Source organism: Kribbella voronezhensis, assembly GCF_004365175.1.
Lineage (GTDB): Bacteria > Actinomycetota > Actinomycetes > Propionibacteriales > Kribbellaceae > Kribbella > Kribbella voronezhensis.
This window is the reverse complement of the sequence record NZ_SOCE01000001.1, coordinates 2,111,063-2,136,553: the sequence shown is the minus strand read 5'-3', so window position 1 is coordinate 2,136,553 and position 25,491 is coordinate 2,111,063. Positions and strand designations below refer to the sequence as shown.

The window sequence follows — 25,491 nt, the reverse complement described above, 5'->3', positions numbered from 1 at the left end:
GCTCTTACGCATCGTGAGAGCAAGGGGTGGTGATCGCCATGAGGCGTCGCGGTGTCAGGTGTTTGGTTGTCGCTGTGGTGATGACGGCGAGCGGGGCCGGTCCGGCGAGCGGGGCGGTGCTCGATCTCGACCGGGTTCCGACCCGGCCGCCCCGCATCGAGATTTTCGGGGCGTCGGCCGCCGGGGTGCTGTACCAGGTCGTTCCGGCTGACCGCGGCACGGCCGAGCAGACGACGTACGTCAAGCCGGCCGGCGCACCGGCGTACGTGGTGCCCCGGGGCTTCGACAAGCTGGGCGGAAACGTGGTCATCAATGACGACTACGGCTCCGCCAAAGTCAGCTACCAGCTCATCGGGACACCGGCCACCCAGACCTGTGAGGTGTCCGGAGCGTCCGTCGCGGTCACCCCCGACGGCTGGATTGACGATGGCGGGCAGCGCGTGCGTGCCGGTGCCTCCGGCTGTGAGGTCATCGCGCAGCTCCCGCACCAGGGACGGGTGGTCGCCGCCGACGACGTCGGGTACGTCGACCGTCGCGACCTCGACGGCACCGGCACCAGGGCGCTGTATTACTACTCGTACGCCGACCCGGAGCACCCGCGGCAGATTCCGACCGGCAGTTCCAACTGGTGGATCGAAGCAGTGTCGCTGCGGGGCGCCACGATCACCTGGCGATCTTTCGAGCGGGTCACCGCGCCGGTGCTGCGCTCCGACCTCGTCCGGGCCAAGACCGATGGAACCTCGACAATCCTGCTCGACACCATCGACGGCGCCATCATGTCGACCGCGATCCTGGGTGGCGCCACCGGCTGGTCCTCCTGCGTCCAAGACACCTGTACGGGCGGATCGATCGACGCCAACGGGACTCACCACCAGCTGAGCGGGACTGTGACGGTCGCCGCCGACGGGACCAGATTCGTCTTCGACACCCACGGCAGCCCGGACGCGATCGATGCGGCCCTCGCGGTCGACGCGACCACACCACGGACCCGGATCGTCACGGTTCCCTACCTGCCGCCGCTGGCCTACGCAGTCTCGCTCGGAGCCGGTGGCGTGGCGTATGTGGACAGCCAGCTCGCGGCACCCTCGGTGAACCGCAGGACGTACACCAAGTCCGGGTCCACGATCGCCCTCGGGAGCCAGCTACGGCTCGCTCAGTCCGGGTCGCGCTGGCAACAGCAGCTGTCCCGGGACGGCCGGCGTACGGCGTACGTGGACAACGGGGGCGATCTCTGGCTGGTCACCGACGACGGGGTCAAGACCCGCGTGTTCGACGGCGAGACGAAGACGGCGATCGTCGGCTCCTACCTGGAGTTGTCGGGCAGCCGGCTGCTGTGGTCGCGGATGGCGTACGACGGCGAGGCGTGCGACCTAGCGGCTTGCTGGCCCGACTACCGGGCGGCAGTGCCTATGGTCTACAACCTTGCCACCGGTACGAGTAGTCAGCTGACCGGACCAGTGCCTGAGAAACCTGCCTCGCTGTGGGGGAGTTACCTTGCGTACGCCGACAACTCGAACGCCATCTGGCGGCGTGATCTGTCGAGCAACGCGCTCATCCAGGTGAAGGCGGCGGGCGGTCCGGCAGTGACCAACATCGCCGTGCACGACGACTACGTCGCCTGGTCGACTTGTGTGTCCGGCACCAGCAACTACTGCGCACCGTCGACCGTTGCCTTCCGCAACATGGCTACCAAGGCGGCCGCGATCAAGATCACCACCACGAGCACGCTGCACATCTCGCTCTCCGGGGGACATGTGGTGTTCGACGACTACGTCGGCAACTACCCCGAGAGCGGAACGCTCAAGGTCCTTCGGCTCGGCACGACGGCGACCGGGGTCGTCGGTCCGGTCAAGGCGAACGCCAGGTTCGACGTCCACGACGAGACCTTGGGCTGGGTCGGGGCTGACGACGTGGCGCGGATCGGGCCGAACTCGGCCTTCGTTGCGGCGCCGCGCTTCCTGGGCAACGCCATCGGGCCCACTTCTTTCCATCCGGCAACCGGTAGCTGGCGGCCGGAGTTCGGGATCAGCAAGGCGCTCACGACGTGCCTGTTGACGATCAGGTCCGGTACTACGGTGCGCCGCGTCCTCACCTGTCCGACCAGCGTGGGATCGGCGCGCCCCGGCTGGAACGGGCTCGACTCGGCGGGGCATCTCGTGCCGAAAGGGACGTATTCGTGGACGTTGACGGGGAGTGACGCGGACGGGTCGCTGCGGTGGTGGACCAACGCTACTCATCCGATCGCGGGAACGGTCCGGGTGACCTGACGCCGGGCCGGTGGTGCCAGGGGTGTAAGCGTCGTTGATAATTACCTTGACCGGACCAGTCGGGTTCGTGGTCTGCGGGTTTCGCGTGGCAGCATGAGGGGTGCGCGGACCTGCGTGGGCGATCCCCGCGCGACCCGCTGTCCTGTCCCGGCGTACACCTGAGCTGATCGAGGAGCACCGCACCATGGATGCCGTCACCGCCGTCCCGACACCTGTCAACGAGACCGTCCGTGGCTATGCGCCCGGCTCGCCCGAGCGGGCCGGCCTGGAGGCGAAGGTCAAGGAGTTCAACGCGGCCGGTGCGATCGAGTTGACCTGCACGATCGGCGGCGAGGAGCGGCTCGGCGGCGGTGCGCGGATCGACGTCGTCCAGCCGCACAAGCACGCCCACGTGCTGGGCACGCTCGGCAACGCGACCGAGGCCGACGGCAAGGCTGCCGTGGACGCGGCGCTGGCGGCGGCGCCGTCGTGGCGGGCGCTGTCCTTCGACGACCGCGCGGCGATCTTCCTCAAGGCGGCCGACCTGCTGGCCGGTCCCTGGCGCGACACCCTCAACGCGGCGACCATGCTCGGTCAGTCGAAGACGGTCCAGCAGGCCGAGATCGACGCGGCCTGCGAGCTGATCGACTTCCTGCGCTTCAACGTCGCCTTCGCGCGCACCATCCTCAACGACCAGCCGGTCTCCTCGCCGGGGGTGTGGAACCGCACCGACTACCGCCCGCTCGAGGGCTTCGTCTACGCGATCACCCCGTTCAACTTCACCGCGATCGCCGGCAACCTGCCGAGCGCGCCCGCGCTGATGGGCAACACCGTGGTGTGGAAGGCGTCGCCGACCCAGCAGTTCGCGGCGCACTGGACGATGCGGCTGTTCGAGGCGGCCGGACTGCCTGCCGGCGTGATCAACCTGGTGACCGGCGACGGCATCGACGTCAGCAAGGCCGCGCTGACCCACCCCGACCTGGCCGGTATCCACTTCACCGGTTCGACCAAGACGTTCCAGAGCCTGTGGGCCACGGTGGGCCAGAACATCGCGGGCTACAAGACCTACCCGCGGCTGGTCGGCGAGACCGGCGGCAAGGACTTCATCCTCGCGCACCCGTCGGCGGATCCCGCTGTCGTGAAGACCGCGATGGTCCGCGGCGCGTTCGAGTACCAGGGTCAGAAGTGTTCGGCCGCGAGCCGCGCGTACGTCGCGCGCAGCGTGTGGAGCAAGATCCGCGACGAGATCGCGGCGGAGACCGACTCGCTGACGATGGGCGATGTCGCCGACCTGTCCAACTTCATCGGTGCCGTCATCGACGACCGCGCGTTCGGCAAGCACAAGGCGGCGCTCGACCGGGCTCAGCAGGTCGACGGGATCGAGGTGCTGGCCGGCGGCACGTACGACGACAGCGAGGGGTACTTCGTCCGGCCGACGCTGCTGGTTTCCGACGACCCGACCGACGAGATCTTCACGACCGAGTACTTCGGGCCGATCCTGGCCGTGCACGTGTACGAGGACGGTGACTACTCGAAGGTCCTGCGGCAGATGGAGAGCGCAGCGCCGTACGGGCTGACGGGTGCGGTCATCGCGCAGGACCGGCACGCGGTCGCGGAGGCGAGCGACTATCTGCGGTTCGCGGCGGGCAACTTCTACGTCAACGACAAGCCGACCGGCGCGGTCGTCGGGCAGCAGCCGTTCGGCGGTTCGCGGGCCAGCGGTACGAACGACAAGGCCGGCTCGATGTGGAACCTGATCCGCTGGGCCAGCCCCCGCTCGATCAAGGAGACCTTCGCTCCGCCCACGGACTACCGCTACCCGCACCAGGGCTGAACAAGGGAAGAAGAAAGGCGTGGTGCAGGGCCCCACCAGGGCTGAACAAGGGAAGAAAGAAAGGCGTGGTGGAGGGTCCCGCCAGGGCTGAATGAGGCGGGGCCAACCAAAGCTGGTCAGTACTGCGTGCCGCCGGGGCCGGGTTAGGTGCCCAGGCCTCGGCGGACGACGATGTAGAAGGTCGTCATGTCGTCGATGAGGGCTTCGAGTTGGGTCGGGGACTTGAGGTTCGCGTCCAGGAGCCAGTCGGAGATCAGGTCGAAGAGGCCGCCGACGAGGCCGATCGCGACGGCGTGCCGCATTCGCTGGTCGGCCGGGTCGCGCACCGGCACCTCGTCGTACCGGTCCCAGATGCCCTCCAGGAATGCGGCGGCCCAGCGGCGGTTCGCCCGGCGCTGCCGCTCGACCGTCTCCGAGATCCCCGCGGCGATCCCGAAGGTGACCTTGGCGACCCTCGGGTCGTCGACCAGCGCGTGCGCGAAGGCGGCGATCAGCGAGGGGACCGCCTGCTTCTCGTTGCCCACACCCTTCTGGGCGACGGCCATCATGTCGGCCTCGAGTCGCTCCGACGTGCGCTGCAGCAGGGCGAGATAGCAGGACTCACGGTTCTCGAAGACCTCGTAGAAGCTCTTCGTCCCGATGAACGCCGTCGTGCAGATCTGCTCGATGGTGGTGTTGATGTAACCGTTGGCCGCGAACAGGTCGAGCGCGGTGTCGAGGAGTTGCTCGCGGCGTTCCGCACGGCGCTCGTCCGCGTCCAGTCCTCTGATCAGTCGCCCCATGCGTGCACGTTACCCGGCTGCCACGCCCGGTAACCAATTGGTCTGTTATGAACACGAGGTCTTGTTCGTAACCCGAACCCCGTGCTCAACTGTCCGTCATCCTGTCACTACCCTCAGGCACAGGACTGTACGCCATTCCGGGAGCCGTCATGAGCAAAGTCCTCAGGCGAGCCGCCGTGACCCTCGTGGCCACCGCGATGCTCGCCACCTCAGCAACGGCGGCGACTGCCGCCACCCAGTCATCGACAGCCGCGGGCTTCGACGACTGGTCCTGCAAACCATCCGCCGCGCACCCGGAACCCCTGGTCCTGCTGCACGGCCTCGGCGGCAACTACTCGTACCTCGGCCCGTACCTCGCCGCGAAGGGGTACTGCGCCTTCACCCTCACCTACGGCCAGGTGACCCCGGCCATCCCGGTCGGCGGCACCGTGTCGGTGGTCCAGTCCGCCGCCGAGATCGAGGCTTTCATCGACCGGGTCCGGACGGCGACCGGCGCCGCGAAGGTGAGCATCGTCGGTCATTCGGAGGGCGGCTTCCAGAGCATCTACGGCCCGAAGGTCCGCGGGTACGCCGGCAAGGTCGCCAGCGTCGTCGCGCTCGCGCCGCCCACGCACGGTACGACGTTCGCAGGGCTGGTCAGCGTCGGCGACTACCTCGGTCTCCGGCCGCAGGTCGACCAGGTACTACGCGACTTCGGCTGCCCCGCCTGCGACGAGATCATCGTCGGCGGCTCCGAAGTACAGAAGCTGACCGCCGGCCCGATCGCTCAGCCGGGCGTGAAATACACGGTGATCGCGTCGCGCTTCGATGCGCTCGTGACGCCGCACGAGACCTCGTTCATCCGGGAGCCCGGCGTACGCAACGAGTTCGTCCAGGACTCCTGCCCGCTCGATCCGGTCGGCCATGTCGGCCTCGCCTTCGACCCGAGCGTCGCCCAACTGGTCGCGAACGCGCTCGATCCTGCGCACGCGCACCCGGTGATCTGCGGCTTCGGTCCGCCGCTGTAACTCCTCAGGCGGTGTGGTGCAGGTACTGCACGGGTGGGCCGATCAGCAAGGCAGTACCGCAACTGACGCAGATCCACTCGCCGGCGGGATCGTCCACCGGGTGATCGGCCGCCTCGATCCGCTCGAAGAGCATGACAGCGTCGCAGAACACGCAGTACTGCGAATCCTCCGACTGCGCGACGGTCCGGCGCTTCCGCATAGCAGGCTCACCTCCGGTGGCAACTCGTCACTTTCAGAGTGCCACCGGAGGGCCCGGACTCAGCGCAGCGACACGGCGGTCACCAGCGACCGGCCACCGGCCAGCTCAGTTGGTGCCGTCGTGCCAGTCGCGGCCGAGTTCGTGCTCCTTCTGCAGGCCCTTGCGGATCGCCTCGACGACGAACGGCTCGATCTTGCGGCCGATCAGCGGCACCGCCACCTTCACGTCGAGGTCGATGGCCTGAACCGTCTCGCCGCCGGTGGAGCTGATCGTCGCCGTGCCCTTGAGGGTGACCGGGGTGTTGGCGATCTCGCCCTTCACGTCGGCGTTGCGCGAACCGTCGGCGTTCGCCGGGTGCCAGGTCTCGGTCTGCACCACGGTCAGCGTCTGGCCGACGAACTTGCGGGCGATGTCCGGTACGTCGTCCGACGGCATCTCACGCTGCACCCGCACCACCGTGTCGCCGCCCGACGTGGTGACCTTCACGTCGTACGACAGCGCCTTGGTCTTCTCGCAGGCCTGCTCGCGGAACGTGGCGTCCGTGACGATGGCGAATACTTCCTCGGGGGTCGCGTCGTACGACGCCGACATCTTCAGCTCCATGGCCGACATCATGGCATTGCCCGTCGGTCACCACCGTCGTGAGAGCCTGACAACCTCACGCCTGAGAGTTCCGTATTCATCGGTGACGGGACGATCGAGGGGACAGTGGATGGCTGAGACGAGACGCGACGAACAGTTCAGCGAGTACGTCGTGCAACGAAGAACCCAGCTCCGGCGGATCGCGTACCTGCTCTGCGGCGACGTGCACAAGGCCGAGGACCTGGTCCAGACGGCCTTGATGAAGCTGTACGTCGCCTGGCCGCGGGTCCAACGGACCGGCAACGTCGATGCCTACGTACGCCGGATCCTGGTGAACTCCGGTATCGACGAGAGCCGCCGGCCGTGGCGCCGCGAGGAGGCCGGGCTGGAAGGCCTGGATCCCCAAGCGGGCCAGGGCCCGGCGGTCGAGGACAGAACCGCGCTGATGGACGCATTGGCGACGTTGCCGCTCGGCCAGCGCCGGGTGGTCGTCCTGCGGCACTTCCTCGGGATGTCCATCGAGGAGACCGCGGGGGACCTGCAGTGCAGTCCCGGCACGGTGAAAAGCCAGAACTCGCGCGCTCTCGCGCGCCTCAACGACTTGCTCGCCCCGCAGTTCGGGGCCGTAGGAGGAAACGACCGATGATCGACGAGAAACTACTGCAGCAACGCCTCACAGCGGCTGCAGCCGAGCAGGACGACCTGTTGCCAAGGGCACTCGACGACGACCTCTCCGCCGGTCGCCGCCGGCTCCGCCGCCGCCGCGTACTGGCCGGTGGCAGCGTGCTCGGCGCGACGGCCGCGGTCGCCGTACTGGCCGTCGGCGTCACGAGTTGGCTGACGCCGAACGCGAGCCCGGCCCCCGACAGCGGACCCGTCGCCGGCCAGTCGGCGACGCCGAGCATCCCGCCGACCAGCATCGGCCCTGGTCCCGACACGACGGGGGACAAGCCGGTACCGGCCACTCCGGTGCAAGGGTCCGGTGCGGACGCGGTGTTCGTCCGGAACCTGAACGCTGCCATCTACGCCCGGCTCGATCCGCAGAAGGTGCACCTGGACTTCAGTTCGGGCGGGTTCAAGGTCGACCGGCAGCTCGGCACCATCCTGAGCGGCGGCAACCGGATCGGCTGGCGGATGCCGGGCCAGATGGGAGCCGAGGGGTACGTCGCTCTCTCGATCGAGCCGAAGAACAGGACGCCCAGGCCGTGTGGCACCACCTCCGAGCCTCGGATGACCTGTCACGCGGTCAACCTGCCGAACGGCCGGACGGCACAACTCGGCCGCAAGGGCGACGCCGCGGACGTGCTGTACCAGCAGCCGGACGGGGAATGGGTCAGCGTCTCGGTCAGCACCCTGTTCGGCAACAACACCGAGATTCCCGTGCACAACATGGGTATCACCGACCAGATGCTGCTCGCGCTCGTCCAGGACGACCGGCTCAACCTGCCGAAGTTGACCGGGAACGAGCAGAACCACGAGAACGCGCTGAGGGGCTTCTACCCGACGGCCAAGGAGTTCCGCGCCGCTGTGGTGCGGGCGGTGCCTGGTGGCACGCTGACCGGCGGGGCGTTGGAGAAGGTCACGGAGGAAGTCGACTACAAGCTGACCTGGCGTCAGGGCACGGTGTCGGCGACGATCGAAGTCGGTGTCGACGCGTCGACCGGCGTCAGCCCTTGTGATCAACAGCTTTCGATCTTGGTCGAGTGCGGTCCGATCACCCTGCCGAACGGGAAGAAGGTGATGTTCGGCGAGCGGGCGATGACCTATCAGGGCGGCCCGATGTACGTGATGGGCGGCACCTACCTTCAACCCGACGGCGACTCCGCGCACGTCCGCATCCTCTACCCCGGCAACAAGGTCCCGGCCGGCGCGATCAGCAAGGACCAGCTCCTCAAACTCCTCACCGATCCCAAGCTGGACAAGTAACTCAGACGGAATTCATCCACGACCAAGTACCCGAGGCGGCCGGCACCCCGGCCGCCTCGAACCATCTCATGCGAGTAGTTGAACTTCAGCCCCCTGTCTTCCCGTAGCTCCCCGCGCGACAGGAGTCATCCGGGCAAGGAGGGCCTGAGGTGGTGTGTCCTGCAATCAATTGCTAACAGCAACAGTTGGCAAATGGGGTCCGCCGAAGCAGGTGCGGAACCGCGGGCGACGCTGGAGTGCGTGTGGGCGGGAGTTCAGGAGGCGGCGTTCATCAGGTCCAGGGCGCTTTGTTGGCGGGCGGCGTCGAGTTTGTCGACGGGGCCGGACCAGTGCAGGCCGTACTGGTCCATTGCTGTGCGGTCGGCTGCGAAGGCGCGGTCGGCGTTGCGGCGTAGATAGGTTGTGTACGGGTGATCGGACAGGGCCGCGTTCAGCTTGCCGAGGCCGCGGACGTGGGCGCCCTTGAAGGTGGGTCCGTCGCCGCCGCAGTCGCCGGATTCGCACGGCTCCCTGAGGATTCCGTCGGAGGTGTTGAGGCTGCTCGAAGTCGTCGCGGCATCCGCGAGCTGGCGTGCAGTGGTCAGGTACGCCGTGTTGTTCGTTGCCCTGGACAACTCAGTGAGCGCGCCCAGCAACACACCCTGGTTGTAGGTCCACGCCGTGTCGCCGTTGTTCTTGCAGGTGGACAGGTTGATGCCGTCGTTCACCAGGTGCGCACTGTTGATCATCCCGGTCTGCTGGAACCAGGTCCACCCGTTCTGCGCCCGCTGCAAGTACGTCGTGTCGCCGGCGATCCGGTTGTGCAGAGCGGCGCTCAGCTGGATGTAGAGCGAGTTGGAGATCGCGTTCTTGTACGTCTTCGCCTCGCTCCACCAGACGCCACCACCGCAGGTACCGTCCCAGTACGCCGCCATGTGGTCGGCGTCGGCTCTCGCGGTCTGCAGGTAGCGGGCTTCCCCGGTGAGGTCGTACGCCGCGATCCATGCCAGCCCCCACCAGCCGGTGTCGTCGAGGTAGTCGTTGCGGAACTGGCCTTCCGCTGCGTTGACGTTGAGGTCGTAGGTCTTTGCGATCGCGTACTTGTAGCTCGGCATCCCGGTGATGCGCGCGTTGTCGATGATCGCGTTCAGGGCGTTGGCGGTGTTCCACCAGCCGGTGGTGTCGAACCTGCCGGTCGAGAGGTTGTAGAACTGCATCTGCGCGGTCGCGGCCGCCGTACGCCGGTCGCCCGCGTTCCAGGTGGTCCGGGCCCACGCAGTACAGGCGATGTCGGGGCGATCGCCGGCCTTGCCGCAGGCGCGGAGGGCGCCGACGCCGAGGTTGTTCCAGTCGTCGACGTTGTACATCAGCGTTCGCCAGCCGCTCTGGCCGGACGGGATCGCGGTGTTGCCGAGGCGGCTGCCGCCGGACCAGGTGCGGCCGCCGTCCATCGAGCGGTCCAGCCACACCTCGTCGCCGGGGCTGCCGTTCTCGATCGAGGCCCAGCCCATCGCGTCGGCGTCGTCGAAGTGCAGCCGGAGCGTGCGGCCGAAGATCGTCGCGCTGACCGGGGTGCGGTCGCCGGGGGAGAGCGCGGGGTCGCGGGCGTCGCAGTACTTGTTGCAAATGGTCGCACTCGAGCTCATCGGCACCGCCGGAGTGGAGGGGACTGGGGGAGGTGGCGCGCCGGCCGGAAGCGACAACGCTGTCAGCAAGGCAGTGGTGACGACTGCGACGATCATGGTCGTTCTCCCTGGGGCGGTAGGAAGAGAGCGCTTCCATCGAAAGGTAAGGCGCGTTTCGTGAAGGGGTCAATACGTCGCGTGATGGCAGCTCGGGGGAAACGTGAGACAAGAACGCAGAGGACAGCGCTGGTTGATCAGGCGCTGTTGACTGCCTCGGCGATGAGCGTTGCCAGGATTCCGAGCGCCAGCAATGACGTCACGAGGATCGCCACCGTGCGGCCGCAGGCGTTGCGGCGGGCCAGCTCGGTACGACGAACCGGCTGGAGCGAGCACGGGTCGAACGAGGTGTTGTCGGGTGCCGCGAACCACGCGAGGAGGCGAAGTCCCCAGACCTGCGGCAGCACCCACCACGGCGTACGGGCTTGTGCTTGTTTGATCGCTTCCTGTCGCACGCGGTCGCGGACGAAGGACCTGGCGTCGGTGGCGCCGCGCAAAAGCCTTTCGAGGCGCCGGTGATCGGGCAGTGCGCGCTGGACCACGCCGTGAGCCGCGATGACACGGCGATGGCGTCCGACGTACGCCGGCAAGAGGGCGTAGGCGATGCGGACCAGGTCGGGATAGTTGGCGAGCAGAGCTGCCTCGGCGTCCGCGGGGCTGATCGCCTCGACGTCGGCTGAGCTGATCGGGGAGCGGGCCGTCAGCAGGGGCCTTTGCAGGGTGGTGGTGTCGCTCATGACCGGCTCGCCATTCCTCGTTGCCCGAACAAACTCTCTTCCGAAGCAACGAGCGACTGAGGCTGCGGTCACCCGGGTCGCGATTTTCGCTCCGCGCGTTCACTCTCCGTGAGACGGCTATCCTCGGCCTCGTGACCAGCGTGAGCGAGACAGAGGGAGCCGATACCGGCGGCGAAGCGGTGACCGGGCGATGGGACGGGGTCGACGTCAACTTCGGCGAAGAAGGCGGCCGGCTCACCTACGGTAGTTACCTGCGGCTGGGGCTTCTGCTCGACCAGCAACGGCTGGAATCCGATCCGCCCGCGCATGACGAACTGCTGTTCATCACCATCCACCAGGTGTACGAGCTGTGGTTCAAGCAGGTCCTGCACGAGCTGACCGCCTCCCGGGACGCGATGCTGTCCGGCGAACTCTGGCTCGCCCAGCATCTGCTCCGGCGGGTGCACACGATCGAGCGGACCCTCACCCAGCAGGTCGACATCCTCGAGACGATGACGCCGCAGGACTTCGGCGAGTTCCGGCACCGGCTGTCACCGGCGAGCGGGTTCCAGTCGGTGCAGTTCCGGGAGATCGAGTTCCTGTCCGGGGCCAAGGACCCCTCGTTCGTCAAGCGGTTCCGCGGTTTGTCGGAGGACGAGAAGGTCCGGCTGCAGCGGCGCTTGGAGGAGCCGACGCTGTGGGAGGCCTTCCTCGTCGTCCTGGAGGCGGCGGGCTTCTCCGTCGGCTCCGACGAAGACCTGCGCAAGGCCCTGCAGACGGTGGCGACCGACCGCGCGCAGTACGCCGCCACCTGGGAACTCGCCGAAGCCCTGCTCCAGCACGACGAACTGGCCGCCGCCTGGCGCGCCCGCCACGTCGTCATGGTCGAGCGCATGATCGGCACCAAACCAGGCACCGGCGGCTCCTCCGGCGCCGGCTACCTCCGCTCCCGCCTCGACCTCCGCTACTACCCCCACCTCTGGCACCTCCGCAGTTCGCTGTAGTTCCCCGCCCACTCTTGACCTTGACCTCGGGGGCAGGCTTTAGGGTCGGGGGATGGGCGGAGTCGTTGTTGTCGGAGTTGGGCCGGGGATCGGCGTCGCGGTGGCCGGACGGTTCGTCCGGGAAGGGATGAGCGCGGGGCTGATCGCGCGGTCCGAGGAGAAGCTGAAGCTCGCCGCGGATGCTCTGGCGGGCGCCGAGGTCGTCGCCGTCGCGGCGGACAGTTCGGACGAGGACCGGCTGCGGGCGGCGCTGGATCGGATCATCGCGGAACATGGCGTCCCCGATGTGGTCGTCTACAACGCGGCGGTGATCCAAGCCGACGCGATCGGCGACCTGACGGCCCAGCAGCACCTGGACGCGTGGGCGGTCAACGTGGTCGGTGCGATCACCACCGCGGCGCACGTCGTACCGGCCATGGTCGAGCGCGGCGGCGGAACCTTCATCATCACCGGCGGGATGCCGCAACCGAAGGCCGGCTACTTGAGCCTGTCTCTCGGCAAGGCGGGGGTGCGATCGCTCGTGACGATGCTCGACCAGCAGTACGGCGGAGCAGGCATCCACGCAGCAACCGTGACCGTCAGCGGCGGAGTCGCGCCCGGCTCGGTGTGGGACCCGGACGACATCGCGGACCACTACTGGCGCCTCCACAGCCAACCACCCACGGAATGGACCCACGAAGTCGTGCTCTGAGCGCGAACTGGCTCCGGAGACCGAGGTGGCTCGCATCTTCGGCTGATGGCGGACTTATCGGTCGGTGGGTCGGTTCAGGGCTTCGGTCAGGTGGCTGAGGACCTTGTCGGGGGAGTCGGTCCACTCTGTGGTGAGGACGTGGTGGACCTGCCAGCCGCCGGTGGTGAGGGTGCGGGGGTGGGTGGTGAGGCGCTCCAGGAGCGAGTCGGCGGCTACTCGCTGCGGCGTGTCGACCAGTACGGCGATTCGGTGCCCCTCGTCTTCGGGGCGGCGGAGAGCCAGGTCGCACCGGAAGACCGATTCGCCGACCTGTGTTGCCACCACGACTCCGAGTTCGTCGAGTCGCTGCGCCAGTTGCTCGATGACGGCGGACCGGTCCACGGTGCGGTGGCGGCCGGCGGGAGTACCGGTGCCGCCTGAGGCGCGGCCGGCCGGCGCGCGGCGCGTGACGGCGTACGGGGCCAGGGCTGCTCGGGTGGCTTCGGGGTCGGCCTGGGAGACCGCGTTGGCGTAGGTGAGGAAGCGGCGCAAGGTGTTGGCGCCGTCGTTGTAGGTGTTGGTGATCGCTTCGGGTTCGATGCTGCTGACGATCACCATGTGTTCGCGGGCGCGGCTGAAGATGACGTTCAGGCGCTTCTCACCGCCGGAGGTGTTGATCGGGCCGAAGTTCATCAGCATCCGCCCGTCCGGTCCGGCGGCGTAGCAGACGCTCATGATGACGATGTCGCGTTCGTCGCCCTGCACGTTCTCCAGGTTCTTCACGAACAGCCCGGCGTCCTGGTCGTCGCGGGTCCGCACCTGTTCGGCCTCGTACCGCGTGCCGAACTCCGGGTCCTGCTCGCCCAACTCATCCAGCGCCCGCTCGATCTCGCCCTGCTGCGCCTCCGAGAACGCCACGATGCCAAGACTCTTACCCGTCTCGCGATTGAGCAGTTCGCGCACCAACCCGGCGATCCAGTCCGCCTCCGCCGGATTCGTACGCCGTACGTAAGTGCCGTCGACGACTCGCACCGACGTGATGCTGCCGGCCAGTACGCCGTCCGCGATCTCGGAACTGACCGGCGCACCGGCGCGTACGGTCCACGGCGGCGCCGGTACTGCGGGCAGCCGGTCCGGGATCGTGGCCAGCCTGCCTTGGTAGAAAGCGGCGTTGCTGAAGGAGATCAGCGCCTCCGACCGGCTCCGGTAGTGCCAGGTCAGCATCGTCGACGCCAGCCGCAATGCACTGATCGCAAGGAAGCTGTCGTCGGTCAGCGCAACCCCGACCGCGTCATCGGCGTCCTCCTCCGAGTCCACAGCCGGCGTCGTCACCCGGAAGTACTGCGTCGGCGGCAACTGCATCTGGTCGCCGACCACGATCACCTGCGGCGCCCGGTGCAGCGCGGGGATCGCCTCCTCGATCGGGATCTGACTCGCCTCGTCGTAGATCACCACATCGAACGTCGCGTCCAGCGGCAACGTGTCCGACACCGACGACGGGCTCATCAGCCACACCGGCCGCAGCAACGACACCACCGAACCGGGCGAGCCCGAAGCAAGTTCGCGGATCGACTTGTACCGCATCACCTTGCCGAACTCGTGCTCCAGTTCCCGCCGACCGGCACTGAAGGTCTTCTTCCGCGCGCGATCCTCCGCCGACATCCCGGTCACGCTCAACTCGGAGTGCGCGACCTCGGCGAGGAACCGCCGCCGTACGCCGGCCACGACCACATCGGCGTTGACCCCGGTGAGTTCGTCGTACACCATGCCCAGCTCACCGACCACGTCGTCCAGCTGAGCGGACGTCAACCGCGGACCGGTCGCCCGAGCGCGCTCCCAGTGCAGCGCACACACGGCGTACTCCAGTTGCGCAGGCGTCGCCTCCAACCTCCGTACTGCGACTGCCACGGAAGCGGGGCACTCCGCAAGCGCACGCATCGCCGGCACCAGCGCCTGGATCGCCGGCACCAACTGCGCCGAGGACAAAGCCGACGAAACCTCCCGTACTGCGGCCAGCGTCAACCCCGAGTACGCCTCGATCAGGAATCCGCGGGTCGCTTCGTCCGCCGCCTCCAGGCTGGTCGCTACCGCGGCCAGCTTCGCGGCTCGCTCGGAAACGGCGAGCCCGACGAGCGACGGATCCCTCCGGAACCGCTGAAGCCGCTCGGCCAACTCGCCAGGATCGCGCGTCCCCCACACGCGCTCGGTCTCACTCTCGTACTGCGTGACCGCGGCCGCCGCGTCGTGCGCGGCCACCAGTTTCGTCAGCAACTCGGTGACCGAAGGCTGAACTGCTCGCCCGGACGAGTCGTGCCGCGAACGAACCAGCGCCTTCACCCGGCGCCAGTCCCCGCTGAGGAAGGAGAACAGCCCGCCTTCCTTGCCTTGGGCAACTGTCAGGGCCGAGCGCGCGTCGGCAGGTGAGAGCGGATCCTGCCATTCACCGGCCGCCTCCCAAGCGCGCTGTTCCGCCGCGATCAGCGCCTCCCGGCGCTCGACAGCTTCTGCCAACTTCTGCCCGGCGCTGGACGAAGGCTCGATCGCCGTACCCAGTCCTCGCTCGACCAGCGGCAGCAACACGACGCCGAGGTCGGCAACTTTCCGCACCCACTCCAACGGCCGGTCGCCGACCTCTTCATCTGCCGCCGCGCCTTGCAGAGCAGCGAAAACCGCGTCCCAGTGGTCGCGCAGCTCGCCGGCGCGAGCAGGAATCTCGGCGTCCGCAGCCGGAGCCGCCCAGACCTCCGGCGCGACAAAGGCGAGCGGACTCCGAGCCAGTACGCCGCCGCTCGCCGGGTCAGCCGTCTGCAGCGCCTGCCCCAAGCGCTCCACCGCATCCCGCCCTGCCCACCACTCGCCCGCCGACGGAACCAACCGCCGCTCCGAGGCTCCCAGTCCGTCGCCCCACCGCGAATCCCGCAACTCCGCCAGCCTGCCAACCACCACTCGCAAGGCCGGACCATCAGATCCCGACCGACTACCCGATCCCGCGTGGGTATGCGAGGGCGTCGGAGCACCCGACCCGGCCGAATCGCCGGTTCCCGACCGGCTACCCGATCCCGCGTGGGTGCTCGAGGGTTGTTCCAGCAGGGTTTCGAACTCGGCGACGGTGGTGAGGAGGTGGTTGACGCGGGACAACAGGGCATCCCGGCGTACGGAGAGTTCGTCGGCGTCGTCCTCGGCGGTCAGCCAGGTCTCGTAGGTGTCGCGCAGCCCGTGGACGAACGCCTTCTTGTCCGCCTGCGAGTCGTGGATCAGCGTGCACAGCCCGTCCAGCCGCCTACTCGCGAGCCGTGCGTGCACGACATCCAGCGCCGCGCGCTTCTGGCACACGAACAGCACCCGCTGCCCGCGCGCGACGAAGTCCGCGATCATGTTCGTGATCGTCTGCGACTTCCCCGTCCCCGGCGGCCCTTGGATCACGAAGCTCTCACCACGCTGTGCCCGCGCGACAGCCGCCACCTGCGAACCATCCGCCGGCACCACCAGATGCCTTGCTTCAACCGGCAACTCAGGCGGCTCACTGCTGATCGGCCGCGGCCGATCCGAGAACAGTTGCTCGAAGGAAGCGCAGGACCGGCCTGTCTCCAGCAGTTCGTCGTAGTCGCGGACCAGCCCGAGCGTGCGGTAGTTGAAGTTCGCCAGCGCGACCGCGCACAGGTCGACGTCCCACGAGTACGGTCCGCCGTCCGTGTCGATCGTGTACGTGTCCGTCTCGAGCGCCCCCGGTTGCCGCGGCGCGGGATCGGCACCGAGTGCGATGCTCAGCGGCAACTCCTGCGCGGCCAGCTGATTCCGGAAGATCTGCACGCCCAGCGGCTCGTAGTCGGAGCGGCGATACGAGTACGAGTAGTGCCGTCCGCCGAACTCGTTCGCCGTGTTTCCGTGCTGGCGACGCCGGTAGTTGCGCAGTTTGACCATCGCCCGCTGCCGGACGACATCGATCCGCGGCTTTTCCCGCAGGTGCAGCTGCAACCCCGGCTCGGATGCCTGGATCTCCTTGGCCAGCCGCTCATGCAGTACTGCGATGGCGTCGGGCTCAGTCAGATCGACCGTCACCGGAAGCGTGATCCCGTACAGCTGGTGCAGATGGTGCCGCAGCGTCGGGTTCACTTCCGCGACCGGATCGGTGATCCGCAGCGTGTACGAATCCCGTACGCCGCGCTTCTTCGCCAGCTCGACTTTGACCAGCACCAGCGGCGACGTCAGCCGGGTCTCCGGGTCGTTCTTCAGATCGTGCCAGCGCAGGAAGGCCGGCACGAGCCTGAGTTGATCCTGCCCGTACTCCGCCCGGTCGCGGCGCGCCGTCGAGATCAGCTTGTCGAGCGAGCCGGCGGCGTACGGCGCCTCGTCGTACCGGATCCATTTGCCGAGCGACTGGGCCGAGCCGCCGACGAGCCGGGCGGCGAGGTCGGCGTTCCAGGTGAACAGTTGCTCCGCGCGGATCGTCCGGAGGTCCAGCATCAACGGGACGGAGACCTCGGTCAGGTTCACGGTCTGTGCGGTGTGCCGGAAGTTGACCAGCCGGTTGCGGCGGGACAGATCGAACAGCCGGTCGCGCAGCGCCCGCAGTACGGCGGCCCGGCGGTCCGCGGCGCCGGAGGTGATGGCGTCGACATCGAAATCGAGCGGCTGGTCGCGATAGTTCTCGAGTTGCTCGATCAGTGAGCGGAGATCCTGAGCGCGGTGGTGCCGGTCCGGCTCGGCCATCTGCGCCGCCACCGAGAGGATCACCGGATGCAGCCCTGAGCCGAGCGAGTAGAAGTTGCCTCGGGCATCGATCAGCCGGGCGACGTCGTCGGCGCGGTCGAGGTCGAGGCCACCGCCGAGGCCGATCAGCAGTTGGCCGAGGCTGAAGATGTCGGTCAGCGGGTCGTGATGCCCGATCACGTGCTCCCAGCTCTGCCAGCCGGGAACCAGCACCGGTGCGGTGATGGCCTCCGGCATCGGATCGGTGACCTGGACCCGGCGCCGGCCGCCGCTCGCGCCGAGGTCGATCTCCTCCTGCCGGTGCGCGATCACGTCGACCGCATCGGACCGATGTCCCTGCCTGGTTTCGAGTTCCGCTGCCACCAGGCGAGGCCGCGCCGCGTACTCCGGTGCGAAGCCGAGCCGGCTGTGATCGTCGACGGTCAGCTTGTCGAGCCCGCGCAACGGCGCCACCAGGCCGCGCTCGTGCACCTCTGCCGTCGCGTGGAACAACGGCAACACAGCCGCCAGCAAGGCGTCGCTGCCCAGCCCACCCCGGGAAACCGCCAAGGCCACCAGGTCGCGCGCGCCGCTCATCGGAGCGCCTCCGCGGCGGCCGCGAGCTCGGCGCGACGCTTGTCGGACCAGCCGAGCTCGTCGTCCGCGAGATCGTCGTACGGCGTGAGCCCTGCCTTGCGGGCAACGCCCATCGAGGCGATCAACCCTGCGTCACCGGTCTCGGGATCGGCCGTCGCCAGATCGAGCAGCAGATAGCACAGATACTGCTTGGTTGCCGGGGTCAACGACCTCGGCCGCGGGATCGGCGCCCCGTCGACCGGCCGCACAGCCAGCGGCTCGTCGAACCTGGTGATCACCCCGCCCGGTACGCCGAGAGGCCCGGGTGGATCGGCGAAGCCGGCCGCGTACGTCGCGACGGCGTCCGTCCGCAGTCCTTCGGTCTGAGCGATATGGGCGGCGAAGTCCGTGCTCAGCTCACGCAACAAGGCGGCATCGAGGAGATCAGGCGAGTCCACATCGAGCGGGCCGGTCAGTAAGACCTCGACATCCTCGTCGGCCAGCCAGTTCTTCAACGCCCAGGCCCGCGCGACTCCCTCGGGATGGCTGGTGCCTCGCGAGCCCGTGCTCAGGTCGAGTTCGTCGGCTTGCCGCAGATAGGCCTCGGGATCGACAGTGGCCAAGCCGGTCTGGGTCTTGAGGAGCGCGCGCACCGTAGTACTGAGATCACCGCAGGCCACCAGGGCACCACGGTCGGCGAACAGCTCCGATGCCATCACCCAGCGCCGATGGGTTTCCAGATACTGCCCCGGCGTCCGGGCGTCACCCGCGGCGGCGTCGAGCAACCGGTCGACGGCGAGATAGGCGCCGTCCTCCAGGGTCCAGAGCAGCCGGTGGGCCAGTTCGTGACCGCAGATCGCGGCCAGTTCGCCGGCGTCCAGACGCTCCAGCAGCGGACCCTCGAACAGGATGACCGCCTTGGACGGCTGGTGCAGCAACCTCGCGTTGGGGGCCGCGGACCCTTCGCCTTGGTAGTACTCGATCGGCACGTCGAGCCCGAGCGCCTCCGCAGCCTGTCGCCCTGCGGCGTGCAACTCGGCGTGGCCGTCCTCGTCGAGCCGGTAGGTGTGGCGCAGCAACGCTTCGTCCAGCCCGGGGTCACTGCCCGCGGTCGGCAGCAGGGCTTGCCACGCGCGTTGATCCACCCGGCGAACATGCCCCAGCACGCTCCGGTGATAACTCAACGGCCCCACAGTTCGAACCACAGCGCCACCCTAACGAGCCCCACAGACAAGAAAGTCAGGAAACTCTGGTACCCATCAGATACACCGCTACCGGGGAGCGCAGCGCGGTGATGTCGTCGACGGGGTTGCCCGGCACAACGACCAGGTCGGCGTCGTAGCCGGGAACGACCCGGCCCTTGCGAGGAAACCGGCACGCGATGGCTGCTTGGGACGTGGCCGAGGCGAGGGCAGCGGTCGAGGGGATTCCTCCGGCGACCATCGCGATCACGGACTCGGGAAGGACGCCGTGGTACTTCCCAGGGTTGATGCCCGCGTCGGACCCCGAGACCAGGTGCACGCCGGCCCGATAAAGGTCCGCGTACAGGCGCCCGCGGGTCTCGACGTCCAGCCCGGTGCGGCGCATCAGTTCCAGTACTGCGGGTGGCGGAACGGCGCCGGGCCGAGCGCCGAGGGTCGGGCAGACCGTAGTACGGGAGGAGACCAGGTCCGCGACGACCGAGTCCGCGACGTCGAGGCCGTCCGGTCCCAGAAAGGAGCAGTGCTCGATTCCGTCGACCCCTGCGGCCAGGGCGTACTTGATCGAGTTGAGGGAGTGCGCATGCGCGATGACGGGCAGCCCGACCGCGCGCGCTTCGTCGACCACGAGCCGGAGTTCCTCGACGTCGAACTGCACCGCCGCTGGGTCCGTCCCCGGAGTGTTGACGCCGCCGCTGGCCATGATCTTCACCAGATCAGCCCCTCGCTCGGCCCGCTCGCGAACCGCCTGCCGCAGCTCGTCCGGGCCGGACACCGCACCGCCCATGTTCCAGCAATGCCCTTGCGGAACGGTGATCGGCGGCCCGCTCGCCACCACAGCAGGGAACCCGGACCGATCACCACCGCCGCGCCAGTCCACCACGGCCCACGAACGATCGCCCAGATCCCGCACAGCCGTCACCCCGGCCGCCAGCTGATCCGCCAGCGACTTCTCGATCACCGCGTCCAGCTCGTCATCGCTACAGTCCGGGATCCGATCCAGCGCCGCAGGCCCACTGTCACAACAAAGATGCACATGTACGTCGACCAACCCGGGCACCACCGTCGCACCGTCGTACGCCACCACCTCGCACCCAGCCGGAAGATCCGCGTCGCCCGGCAACACCGCCTCGATCCGCTGCCCATCGACAAGCACCACAGCATCACCGCCGGCGTACTGCTCCCCGTCGAACACCCCGCCCACCCGAAGACCCAACACGCACCGACGGTAACTCTCGTAACGCCGGGAGTCAGTAGTTCCACCACTGACTGGCCAGAGCGAGTGTTCAGGGAGTCGAGTGGGACTCGACCGCAGCAAGAACGGTCCGCGCAGCTTCATCGCGCGAATCAAGCAATTTACATGCTCGATATGCGCGAGTATGCTGCTCATATGATGGGCCGGGAACAGCTTGAGGAAGCGTTGGAGACCCTCGGCGCCGTACTCGAGAGCAGGAAGCTGTCGAGTCGGATCCTTGTTGCGGGCGGCAGCAGCCTGCTACTGCTCGGAGTGATCGATCGTCCCACCGCAGACCTGGACGTGCTCGGTATCGCTCGCAGTGACCGCTATGTGAAGGCCGAGACGATTCCTGCTCCGCTCGCCGAGGCAGCCCGTGATGTAGGACTGGCACTAGGACTTCCTGACAACTGGTTGAACAACGGGCCGGCTTCGCTGTTCGATTTCGGTCTGCCACCGGGGTTCGAAACGCGCGTCTCGGTTCGTGCATACGGTCCGCTCGAGATCCATGTCGTCGGACGCTTCGACCTGATCTGCTTCAAGCTCTACGCGGCGGTCGATCAGTCGGGCTACCGCACCAGCAAACACCTGTCTGATCTCAAAGATCTGGAACCGAGTGCCGACGAACTGCGGTCGGCGGCCCGGTGGACCCGAACCCATGACGCGTCCGAAGGCTTCGAGGCCGAGCTGATCAAGATGCTGATCCTGATGGGTCTGGACGATGTCGATGTCTAGCGGCGGAACCGCCGAACACTTGCTGGCCGAGGAGGAGTTGAACCTTGTCTGGGGTGCTTGGGTCGAACTGGGGGTATCGGGGTGGCAGCGAACGCACGGTGCCTGGGCCGTCGATCCAGAACCCCTCATCATCCGTACTGCGTCGCTCGGCGAGGACGAGCCGCGCCTGCGGGACGAGGCGCTGGACTGGTGCATTCGCTATCCGCGGTACGTCTCCCTGGCGAGGCTAAGGAATCTGTTACGAGATCATCCTGACCCGAACAACGCCTGGGGACGGTTCGCGGCGACGATCAATGCCCACTCGAACGTTCGGTGGCCGATGGCCACCCAGGAGGATCGGTACCAGCCGACCGGTCGATCGAATCTCGATTCCCTCGATCGGCAATCCCGGGTATGGCTTCGGCTCCGTGCAATGTTCGGCATCGGCGCACGGACGGAAATCCTGCGGTACTTCCTTGCGGTTCCGCCGGCGCCCGGAACGAGCTCGACGGCCACCGTCTCGGTCATCGCGAACAGTATCGGTTACGCCAAACGCAATGTGGCCGACGAATGCGAAGTACTCGAGATGGCCGGCCTGCTCAAGCGCAGACAAGTCGGCAATCGCTTCTCGTACTCGCTCCGGCGAGAAACCAGTCTTCGCGATCTTGTTGGTGAAATGGCTCCGATAAGACCTGACTGGTCCGCTTTGTTGAAGGTGACTTCAAGTCTGGTCGCGCTGGAGTCGTTCGCCGGATCGGCCCACCCGAAGGCACTGCTCGTCGAGGCCCACCGAACCGCCCAGCAGCTTGATGATCAGTTGGACGTTCTTCAGGTCGAGGGACGCCCGCGGTTCCAGCAGCCGGACAGCTACTGGGCCGAGGTCCATGAATTCGGCCTGAGGTTGATGTCTGCGTGGGGTTCAGGTCGCTGGACTGCCGGCGATCAGGCGCCAGCCATCCCGCGGAGCAAAACACGCCGGAAGTAGCTCCTCCGTGCCGCGCCGGTCAGTAGTGTCGCGCGGGTCGGAGTTGGGCATGAGTGAGGTCTGGCCCGAACGATTGAGGGGATGGCGGACGTGAAGCTCTACTCGGATGTGGGGACGCAGCGGTTCGGGCAGGTGTTCGGGGACCTGATGCTGCTGGGCTGGATCGCGTTCTGTACGGCGCTGGGGCTGACGGTCTTCAAGATCACCAACGCGCTGGGATATCCGGGCCGGAAGGCCGCCGAGGCGGGGGACGGGCTGGCCGGCGATCTGCACAACATGTCGGGGCCCGTCGGCAAGGTGCCACTGGTCGGGGACCAGTTGCGGTCGCCGATCGACGGGGCCGCGGGCGCGGCGACGAAGCTGGCCGAGGCGGGGCGAGACCAGGCACACGCGGTCGAGCAGCTGGCCTATCTGCTGGCCGGCGTCACGATCGGGTTGCCGGTGTTGTTCGCGTTGCTGATCTGGCTGCCGCGCCGGATCCGGTTCTCCCGCCGGGCGACCGCGGCGCGCAAGTTCATCGACAACGCGGCCGACCTCGACCTGTTCGCGCTCCGGGCGATGGCGAACCAGCCGATGCACAAGCTCGCCAAGATCTCCGCCGACCCGGTCACGGCCTGGCGCGAAGGCGACGCCGCGGTGATCACCCAGCTCGCCGACCTCGAACTGCGCACCACCGGCCTGCGATTGCCGAAACCCGCCTTGGAGAGCTGAACCGCCAGCCACCTGCCGTCTACGCTCACCGTATGGCGCGGGTACTGCTGGTAGAGGATGACGACGCGATCCGGACCTCGTTGGGCAAGTCCCTGGCCGCGGCCGGTCATGTCGTCACGGCGCTGGCCGCCGGCGCGGACGGCGTCGCCGCGGTCGCCAGGGACCGGCCCGATGTCGTGCTGCTCGACCTCGGCCTGCCCGATCTCGACGGTCGCGACGTGCTCGCCATGATCCGCGCGGTCAGCGACGTACCGGTCATCGTGGCGACCGCCCGGGACGACGACGCCAGCGTGGTCCGGCTGCTCGATGCGGGCGCCGACGACTACGTCATCAAACCGTTCAGCTCGGCCCAGCTCGACGCGCGGATCCGGGCCGTACTGCGACGCGGCGGCGCCGACCAGCAGGAGGATGTCGCGCTGACCCTCGGCGGGTTGTCGATCGATCCGCGCAGCCGCGAGGTCACCGTCGACGGCAACCCGGTCGACCTGACCCGCAAGGAGTTCGACCTCCTCGTCGCGCTCGCCCGCCGGCCGGGTGCCGTCGTCACCAAACGCGAACTGCTGGCCGAGGTGTGGGGGCTGCCGTGGGGCGGCGGCGACCGGACGGTCGACGTCCACCTGTCCTGGTTGCGGCGCAAGCTCGGCGAGACGGCCGCGGAACCGCGCTTCCTGCACAGCGTGCGCGGCGTCGGCGTCAAGCTCGCGGAGGCCTGAGCATGCGCCGCCGGATCATGTTCCTTTCGGTCGGGATGACCACCTTGGTGGTGCTCGCGTTCGCGATCCCGCTGACGTTGCTGATGCGCGGCGCCGCCTCCGACGAGTCCCTGAAGAACGCCCGCTACCGGGCCGAGGCCGTCGCGTACTACGTCGGCGAGAAGAACCACACCCCCGACGAGATCAAGACCTACATCGCGGGCATCAGCAGCCAGGGCCCCGGCCGGATCTCGGTCCGGCTGGCCGACGGTACGACGCTGGGCGACCCGCCGCCGGGCGGCGTACCGACTCCCAAGTACCTGCCCGGCGGGCCGGACGAAGGGGACGGCGACGACAAGGGGCCGCCGAAGATCTCGGACGCGTCGTTCCGCAAGGTCGACGGCGGGGTGTCGACCGACGTCTCGGTCGACGCGCAGGCGGGGCCGGCTTCGGTCTGCCTGTTCCTGACCGTGGACGAGGTCTACCAGGGACTCGTTCCGCAGCTGCTGATCCTGCTCGCGGCCAGCCTCGGCGTCCTGATCCTGAGCGTCGTCGGCGCGGAAGTCGTCTCCCGCCGCCTCGCCCGTCCACTGGAAGAAACCGCCCGTACCGCGGAACGCCTCGCCAAGGGCGACGTCGATGCCAGGGCGCCCACGACCGGGCCCGCCGAAGTCGCCAAGGTCGGTGCCGCGCTCAACGGCCTGGCCGACCGCATCGACGAAGTGATCGCGGTCGAACGCGAGGCCGTCGCCGACCTGTCCCACCGACTCCGTACGCCGTTGACCGCGCTCCGCCTCCAGGTCGAGGCGCTCCCGGACCGGGATCGTGCCGAGGAACTCAACGTCCAGGTCAACAGCCTCGAACGCACCCTCACGGCAGTGATCAGCGCGGCCCGAAGGCCGCAGCGCGAGGGCAGGGTCCCGCACTGCGACGCCGTGGCGGTGACCCGGGAACGGGCGGCCTTCTGGGAGCCGCTGTTCGAGGACCAGGGCCGGGAACTCACCCTCGACCTGCCGACCCCACCGGCCGAAGTACGGTCGTCGGCCGAGGATCTGGCCGCCGCCCTGGACGCGCTGGTCGAGAACGTCGTCGCCCATACTCCCGACGGCACACCGGCCCGGATCATCCTGACCCGCCAGGCGGCCGGCGGCGTACTGATCGTCGTCGCGGACGAAGGCCCCGGCATCCCGCTCGGGGCAGGCGAGCGCGGCCGCAGCGACCGGGGCTCGACCGGGCTCGGTCTGGACATCGCGCGCCGCTGTGCCGAAGCGGCCGGCGGACGGCTCACCATCCGTCCCAACCTGCCGGCCGGTTCCTCGGTTCACCTCACCCTCGGCGCGCCCTGACGCTAGTGGCAGGTCGGGGCGAGGAGTTGCGCCGCCTTCTGGTCGTCGCGCGTGATCGGCAGCTTGTACTTCGCCGCGACGTGCAGGTAGCGAGCCACATACGTGCAGCGGAAGGACTTGTTGAGCGGTAGCCATTCGCCCGGGCCCTGGTCGGACTTGCTGGCGTTGGTGGCACCGTCGACGGCCAGCAGGTTGTCGGCCTGGTCGTTCGCGAAGTCCACCCGGCGTTGCGCCGGCCAGGTCGAGGCACCGAGGTCCCAGGCACGGGCCAGCGGGTAAAGGTGGTCGATCTGCACCTTGCCGGCCGCCGCCTTGCGGAACTCGATCGTCCGGCCGGTGTAGGGATCCAGCAGTTTGCCGGACATCACCACGCACTGCCGCGTGCCGGGCTTGTAGGTCACCTCGGTCAGTTGCTTGGCCAGCACGTTGTCGCGGGTGTCGCAGCCGTCATGACCGCCTGGCCCCGCGTGGTTGTCGGACCACGCCGGGCCGAAGGAGCACGCGCCGTCCTTACCGCACTCGCGACCGTAGCCCTTCACTTTCGGGCGGGCGGCAACCACTTTGACTTTCGCGAGTTCGGCGCTGATCGAGCTGGCCGAAGTACCGGCGGGTTCGGCGGGTTGTGGCTCGATCGCAGTACAAGCGGTGGTGAACAGAACCAGGCAGAGGACGAGGGCAAGAGGGCGGCAGGCAGGCGTCATCGGTGGGTGCGGCACTC

General features: G+C 68.1%; 21 protein-coding genes. 12 read left to right on the top strand and 9 right to left on the bottom strand.

Going from position 1 to position 25,491, the window contains the following annotated elements; genetic code table 11:
• Positions 1–38: 38 nt before the first annotated feature.
• Positions 39–2,267 carry a T9SS type B sorting domain-containing protein gene (locus EV138_RS09600; RefSeq protein WP_133978033.1) on the top strand — a complete coding sequence of 743 codons (2,229 nt, stop codon included), beginning with the start codon at positions 39–41 and terminating at the stop codon, positions 2,265–2,267.
• A 184-nt stretch (positions 2,268–2,451) separates the two neighbouring features.
• Positions 2,452–4,080: an L-glutamate gamma-semialdehyde dehydrogenase gene (gene pruA, locus EV138_RS09595; RefSeq protein WP_133978032.1), complete on the top strand. Its 1,629-nt coding sequence runs from the start codon at positions 2,452–2,454 to the stop codon at positions 4,078–4,080.
• Between the two features lie 143 nt (positions 4,081–4,223).
• Here pruA and EV138_RS09590 read toward each other — a convergent pair whose 3' ends face one another.
• Entirely contained in the window at positions 4,224–4,862 is a 639-nt protein-coding gene (locus EV138_RS09590) for a TetR/AcrR family transcriptional regulator (RefSeq protein ID WP_133978031.1), read from the bottom strand.
• A gap of 149 nt (positions 4,863–5,011) precedes the next feature.
• Between EV138_RS09590 and EV138_RS09585 the strand changes: the two genes are divergently transcribed.
• On the top strand, positions 5,012–5,869 hold the full coding sequence (locus EV138_RS09585) for a lipase family alpha/beta hydrolase (RefSeq protein WP_133978030.1): 858 nt from the start codon (positions 5,012–5,014) through the stop codon (positions 5,867–5,869).
• Between the two features lie 4 nt (positions 5,870–5,873).
• Here the strand turns inward: EV138_RS09585 and EV138_RS09580 are convergent, their stop codons facing one another.
• Both EV138_RS09580 and EV138_RS09575 read right to left on the bottom strand, forming a co-directional pair.
• Entirely contained in the window at positions 5,874–6,068 is a 195-nt protein-coding gene (locus EV138_RS09580; protein ID WP_133978029.1) for a hypothetical protein, read from the bottom strand.
• A gap of 105 nt (positions 6,069–6,173) precedes the next feature.
• The gene (locus EV138_RS09575; RefSeq protein WP_133978028.1) at positions 6,174–6,671 is read right to left on the bottom strand and encodes a DUF2505 domain-containing protein; all 498 of its coding nucleotides are present in this window, start codon (positions 6,669–6,671) and stop codon (positions 6,174–6,176) included.
• Positions 6,672–6,780: 109 nt separating this feature from the next.
• Between EV138_RS09575 and EV138_RS09570 the strand changes: the two genes are divergently transcribed.
• Complete coding sequence (locus tag EV138_RS09570; RefSeq protein ID WP_133978027.1) at positions 6,781–7,296, top strand: SigE family RNA polymerase sigma factor; 516 nt, start codon at positions 6,781–6,783, stop codon at positions 7,294–7,296.
• Positions 7,293–8,576: a hypothetical protein gene (locus EV138_RS09565; RefSeq protein ID WP_133978026.1), complete on the top strand. Its 1,284-nt coding sequence runs from the start codon at positions 7,293–7,295 to the stop codon at positions 8,574–8,576. The genes EV138_RS09570 and EV138_RS09565 overlap by 4 nt, the downstream gene beginning before the upstream one ends.
• Before the next feature lie 254 nt (positions 8,577–8,830).
• Here EV138_RS09565 and EV138_RS09560 read toward each other — a convergent pair whose 3' ends face one another.
• Together EV138_RS09560 and EV138_RS09555 are read right to left on the bottom strand one after the other, a co-directional pair.
• Positions 8,831–10,297 (bottom strand): glycoside hydrolase family 76 protein, encoded by a 1,467-nt coding sequence (locus EV138_RS09560; protein ID WP_133978025.1) that lies wholly within the window; start codon positions 10,295–10,297, stop codon positions 8,831–8,833.
• A 137-nt stretch (positions 10,298–10,434) separates the two neighbouring features.
• Positions 10,435–10,974 carry a hypothetical protein gene (locus EV138_RS09555; protein ID WP_133978024.1) on the bottom strand — a complete coding sequence of 180 codons (540 nt, stop codon included), beginning with the start codon at positions 10,972–10,974 and terminating at the stop codon, positions 10,435–10,437.
• Between the two features lie 131 nt (positions 10,975–11,105).
• On the opposite strand from EV138_RS09555, the gene EV138_RS09550 reads away from it, so the two are divergent.
• Both EV138_RS09550 and EV138_RS09545 read left to right on the top strand, forming a co-directional pair.
• Positions 11,106–11,957: a tryptophan 2,3-dioxygenase gene (locus EV138_RS09550; protein WP_238158039.1), complete on the top strand. Its 852-nt coding sequence runs from the start codon at positions 11,106–11,108 to the stop codon at positions 11,955–11,957.
• 52 nt (positions 11,958–12,009) lie between these two features.
• Positions 12,010–12,648 carry an SDR family NAD(P)-dependent oxidoreductase gene (locus EV138_RS09545; RefSeq protein WP_133978023.1) on the top strand — a complete coding sequence of 213 codons (639 nt, stop codon included), beginning with the start codon at positions 12,010–12,012 and terminating at the stop codon, positions 12,646–12,648.
• Positions 12,649–12,702: 54 nt separating this feature from the next.
• Here the strand turns inward: EV138_RS09545 and EV138_RS09540 are convergent, their stop codons facing one another.
• The 3 genes from EV138_RS09540 to EV138_RS09530 all read right to left on the bottom strand — a co-directional run bounded on the left by EV138_RS09540 (position 12,703) and on the right by EV138_RS09530 (position 20,310).
• A complete protein-coding gene (locus EV138_RS09540; protein ID WP_133978022.1) occupies positions 12,703–17,913 on the bottom strand; it encodes an AAA domain-containing protein in 5,211 nt (1,736 codons plus the stop codon).
• Positions 17,910–19,037, bottom strand: a complete 1,128-nt coding sequence (locus tag EV138_RS09535; RefSeq protein ID WP_166678540.1) for a M48 family metalloprotease — start codon at positions 19,035–19,037, stop codon at positions 17,910–17,912. The genes EV138_RS09540 and EV138_RS09535 overlap by 4 nt, the downstream gene beginning before the upstream one ends.
• 94 nt (positions 19,038–19,131) lie before the next feature.
• Positions 19,132–20,310, bottom strand: a complete 1,179-nt coding sequence (locus tag EV138_RS09530) for an amidohydrolase family protein (protein ID WP_133978020.1) — start codon at positions 20,308–20,310, stop codon at positions 19,132–19,134.
• A gap of 141 nt (positions 20,311–20,451) precedes the next feature.
• Here EV138_RS09530 and EV138_RS09525 point away from each other — a divergent pair, with 141 nt between their 5' ends.
• The 5 genes from EV138_RS09525 (at position 20,452) to EV138_RS09505 (ending at position 24,773) form a co-directional block, all read left to right on the top strand.
• Positions 20,452–21,060, top strand: coding sequence for a hypothetical protein (locus tag EV138_RS09525; RefSeq protein WP_133978019.1), 609 nt, complete (start codon positions 20,452–20,454; stop codon positions 21,058–21,060).
• A gap of 19 nt (positions 21,061–21,079) precedes the next feature.
• A complete protein-coding gene (locus EV138_RS09520; protein WP_133978018.1) occupies positions 21,080–22,024 on the top strand; it encodes a hypothetical protein in 945 nt (314 codons plus the stop codon).
• An 81-nt stretch (positions 22,025–22,105) separates the two neighbouring features.
• Entirely contained in the window at positions 22,106–22,735 is a 630-nt protein-coding gene (locus EV138_RS09515; protein ID WP_133978017.1) for a hypothetical protein, read from the top strand.
• A 32-nt stretch (positions 22,736–22,767) separates the two neighbouring features.
• Positions 22,768–23,448 carry a response regulator transcription factor gene (locus EV138_RS09510; protein WP_133978016.1) on the top strand — a complete coding sequence of 227 codons (681 nt, stop codon included), beginning with the start codon at positions 22,768–22,770 and terminating at the stop codon, positions 23,446–23,448.
• 2 nt (positions 23,449–23,450) lie between these two features.
• Complete coding sequence (locus EV138_RS09505) at positions 23,451–24,773, top strand: sensor histidine kinase (protein WP_133978015.1); 1,323 nt, start codon at positions 23,451–23,453, stop codon at positions 24,771–24,773.
• 2 nt (positions 24,774–24,775) lie between these two features.
• Here the strand turns inward: EV138_RS09505 and EV138_RS09500 are convergent, their stop codons facing one another.
• Complete coding sequence (locus EV138_RS09500; protein WP_133978014.1) at positions 24,776–25,474, bottom strand: HNH endonuclease family protein; 699 nt, start codon at positions 25,472–25,474, stop codon at positions 24,776–24,778.
• Positions 25,475–25,491 lie beyond the last annotated feature (17 nt).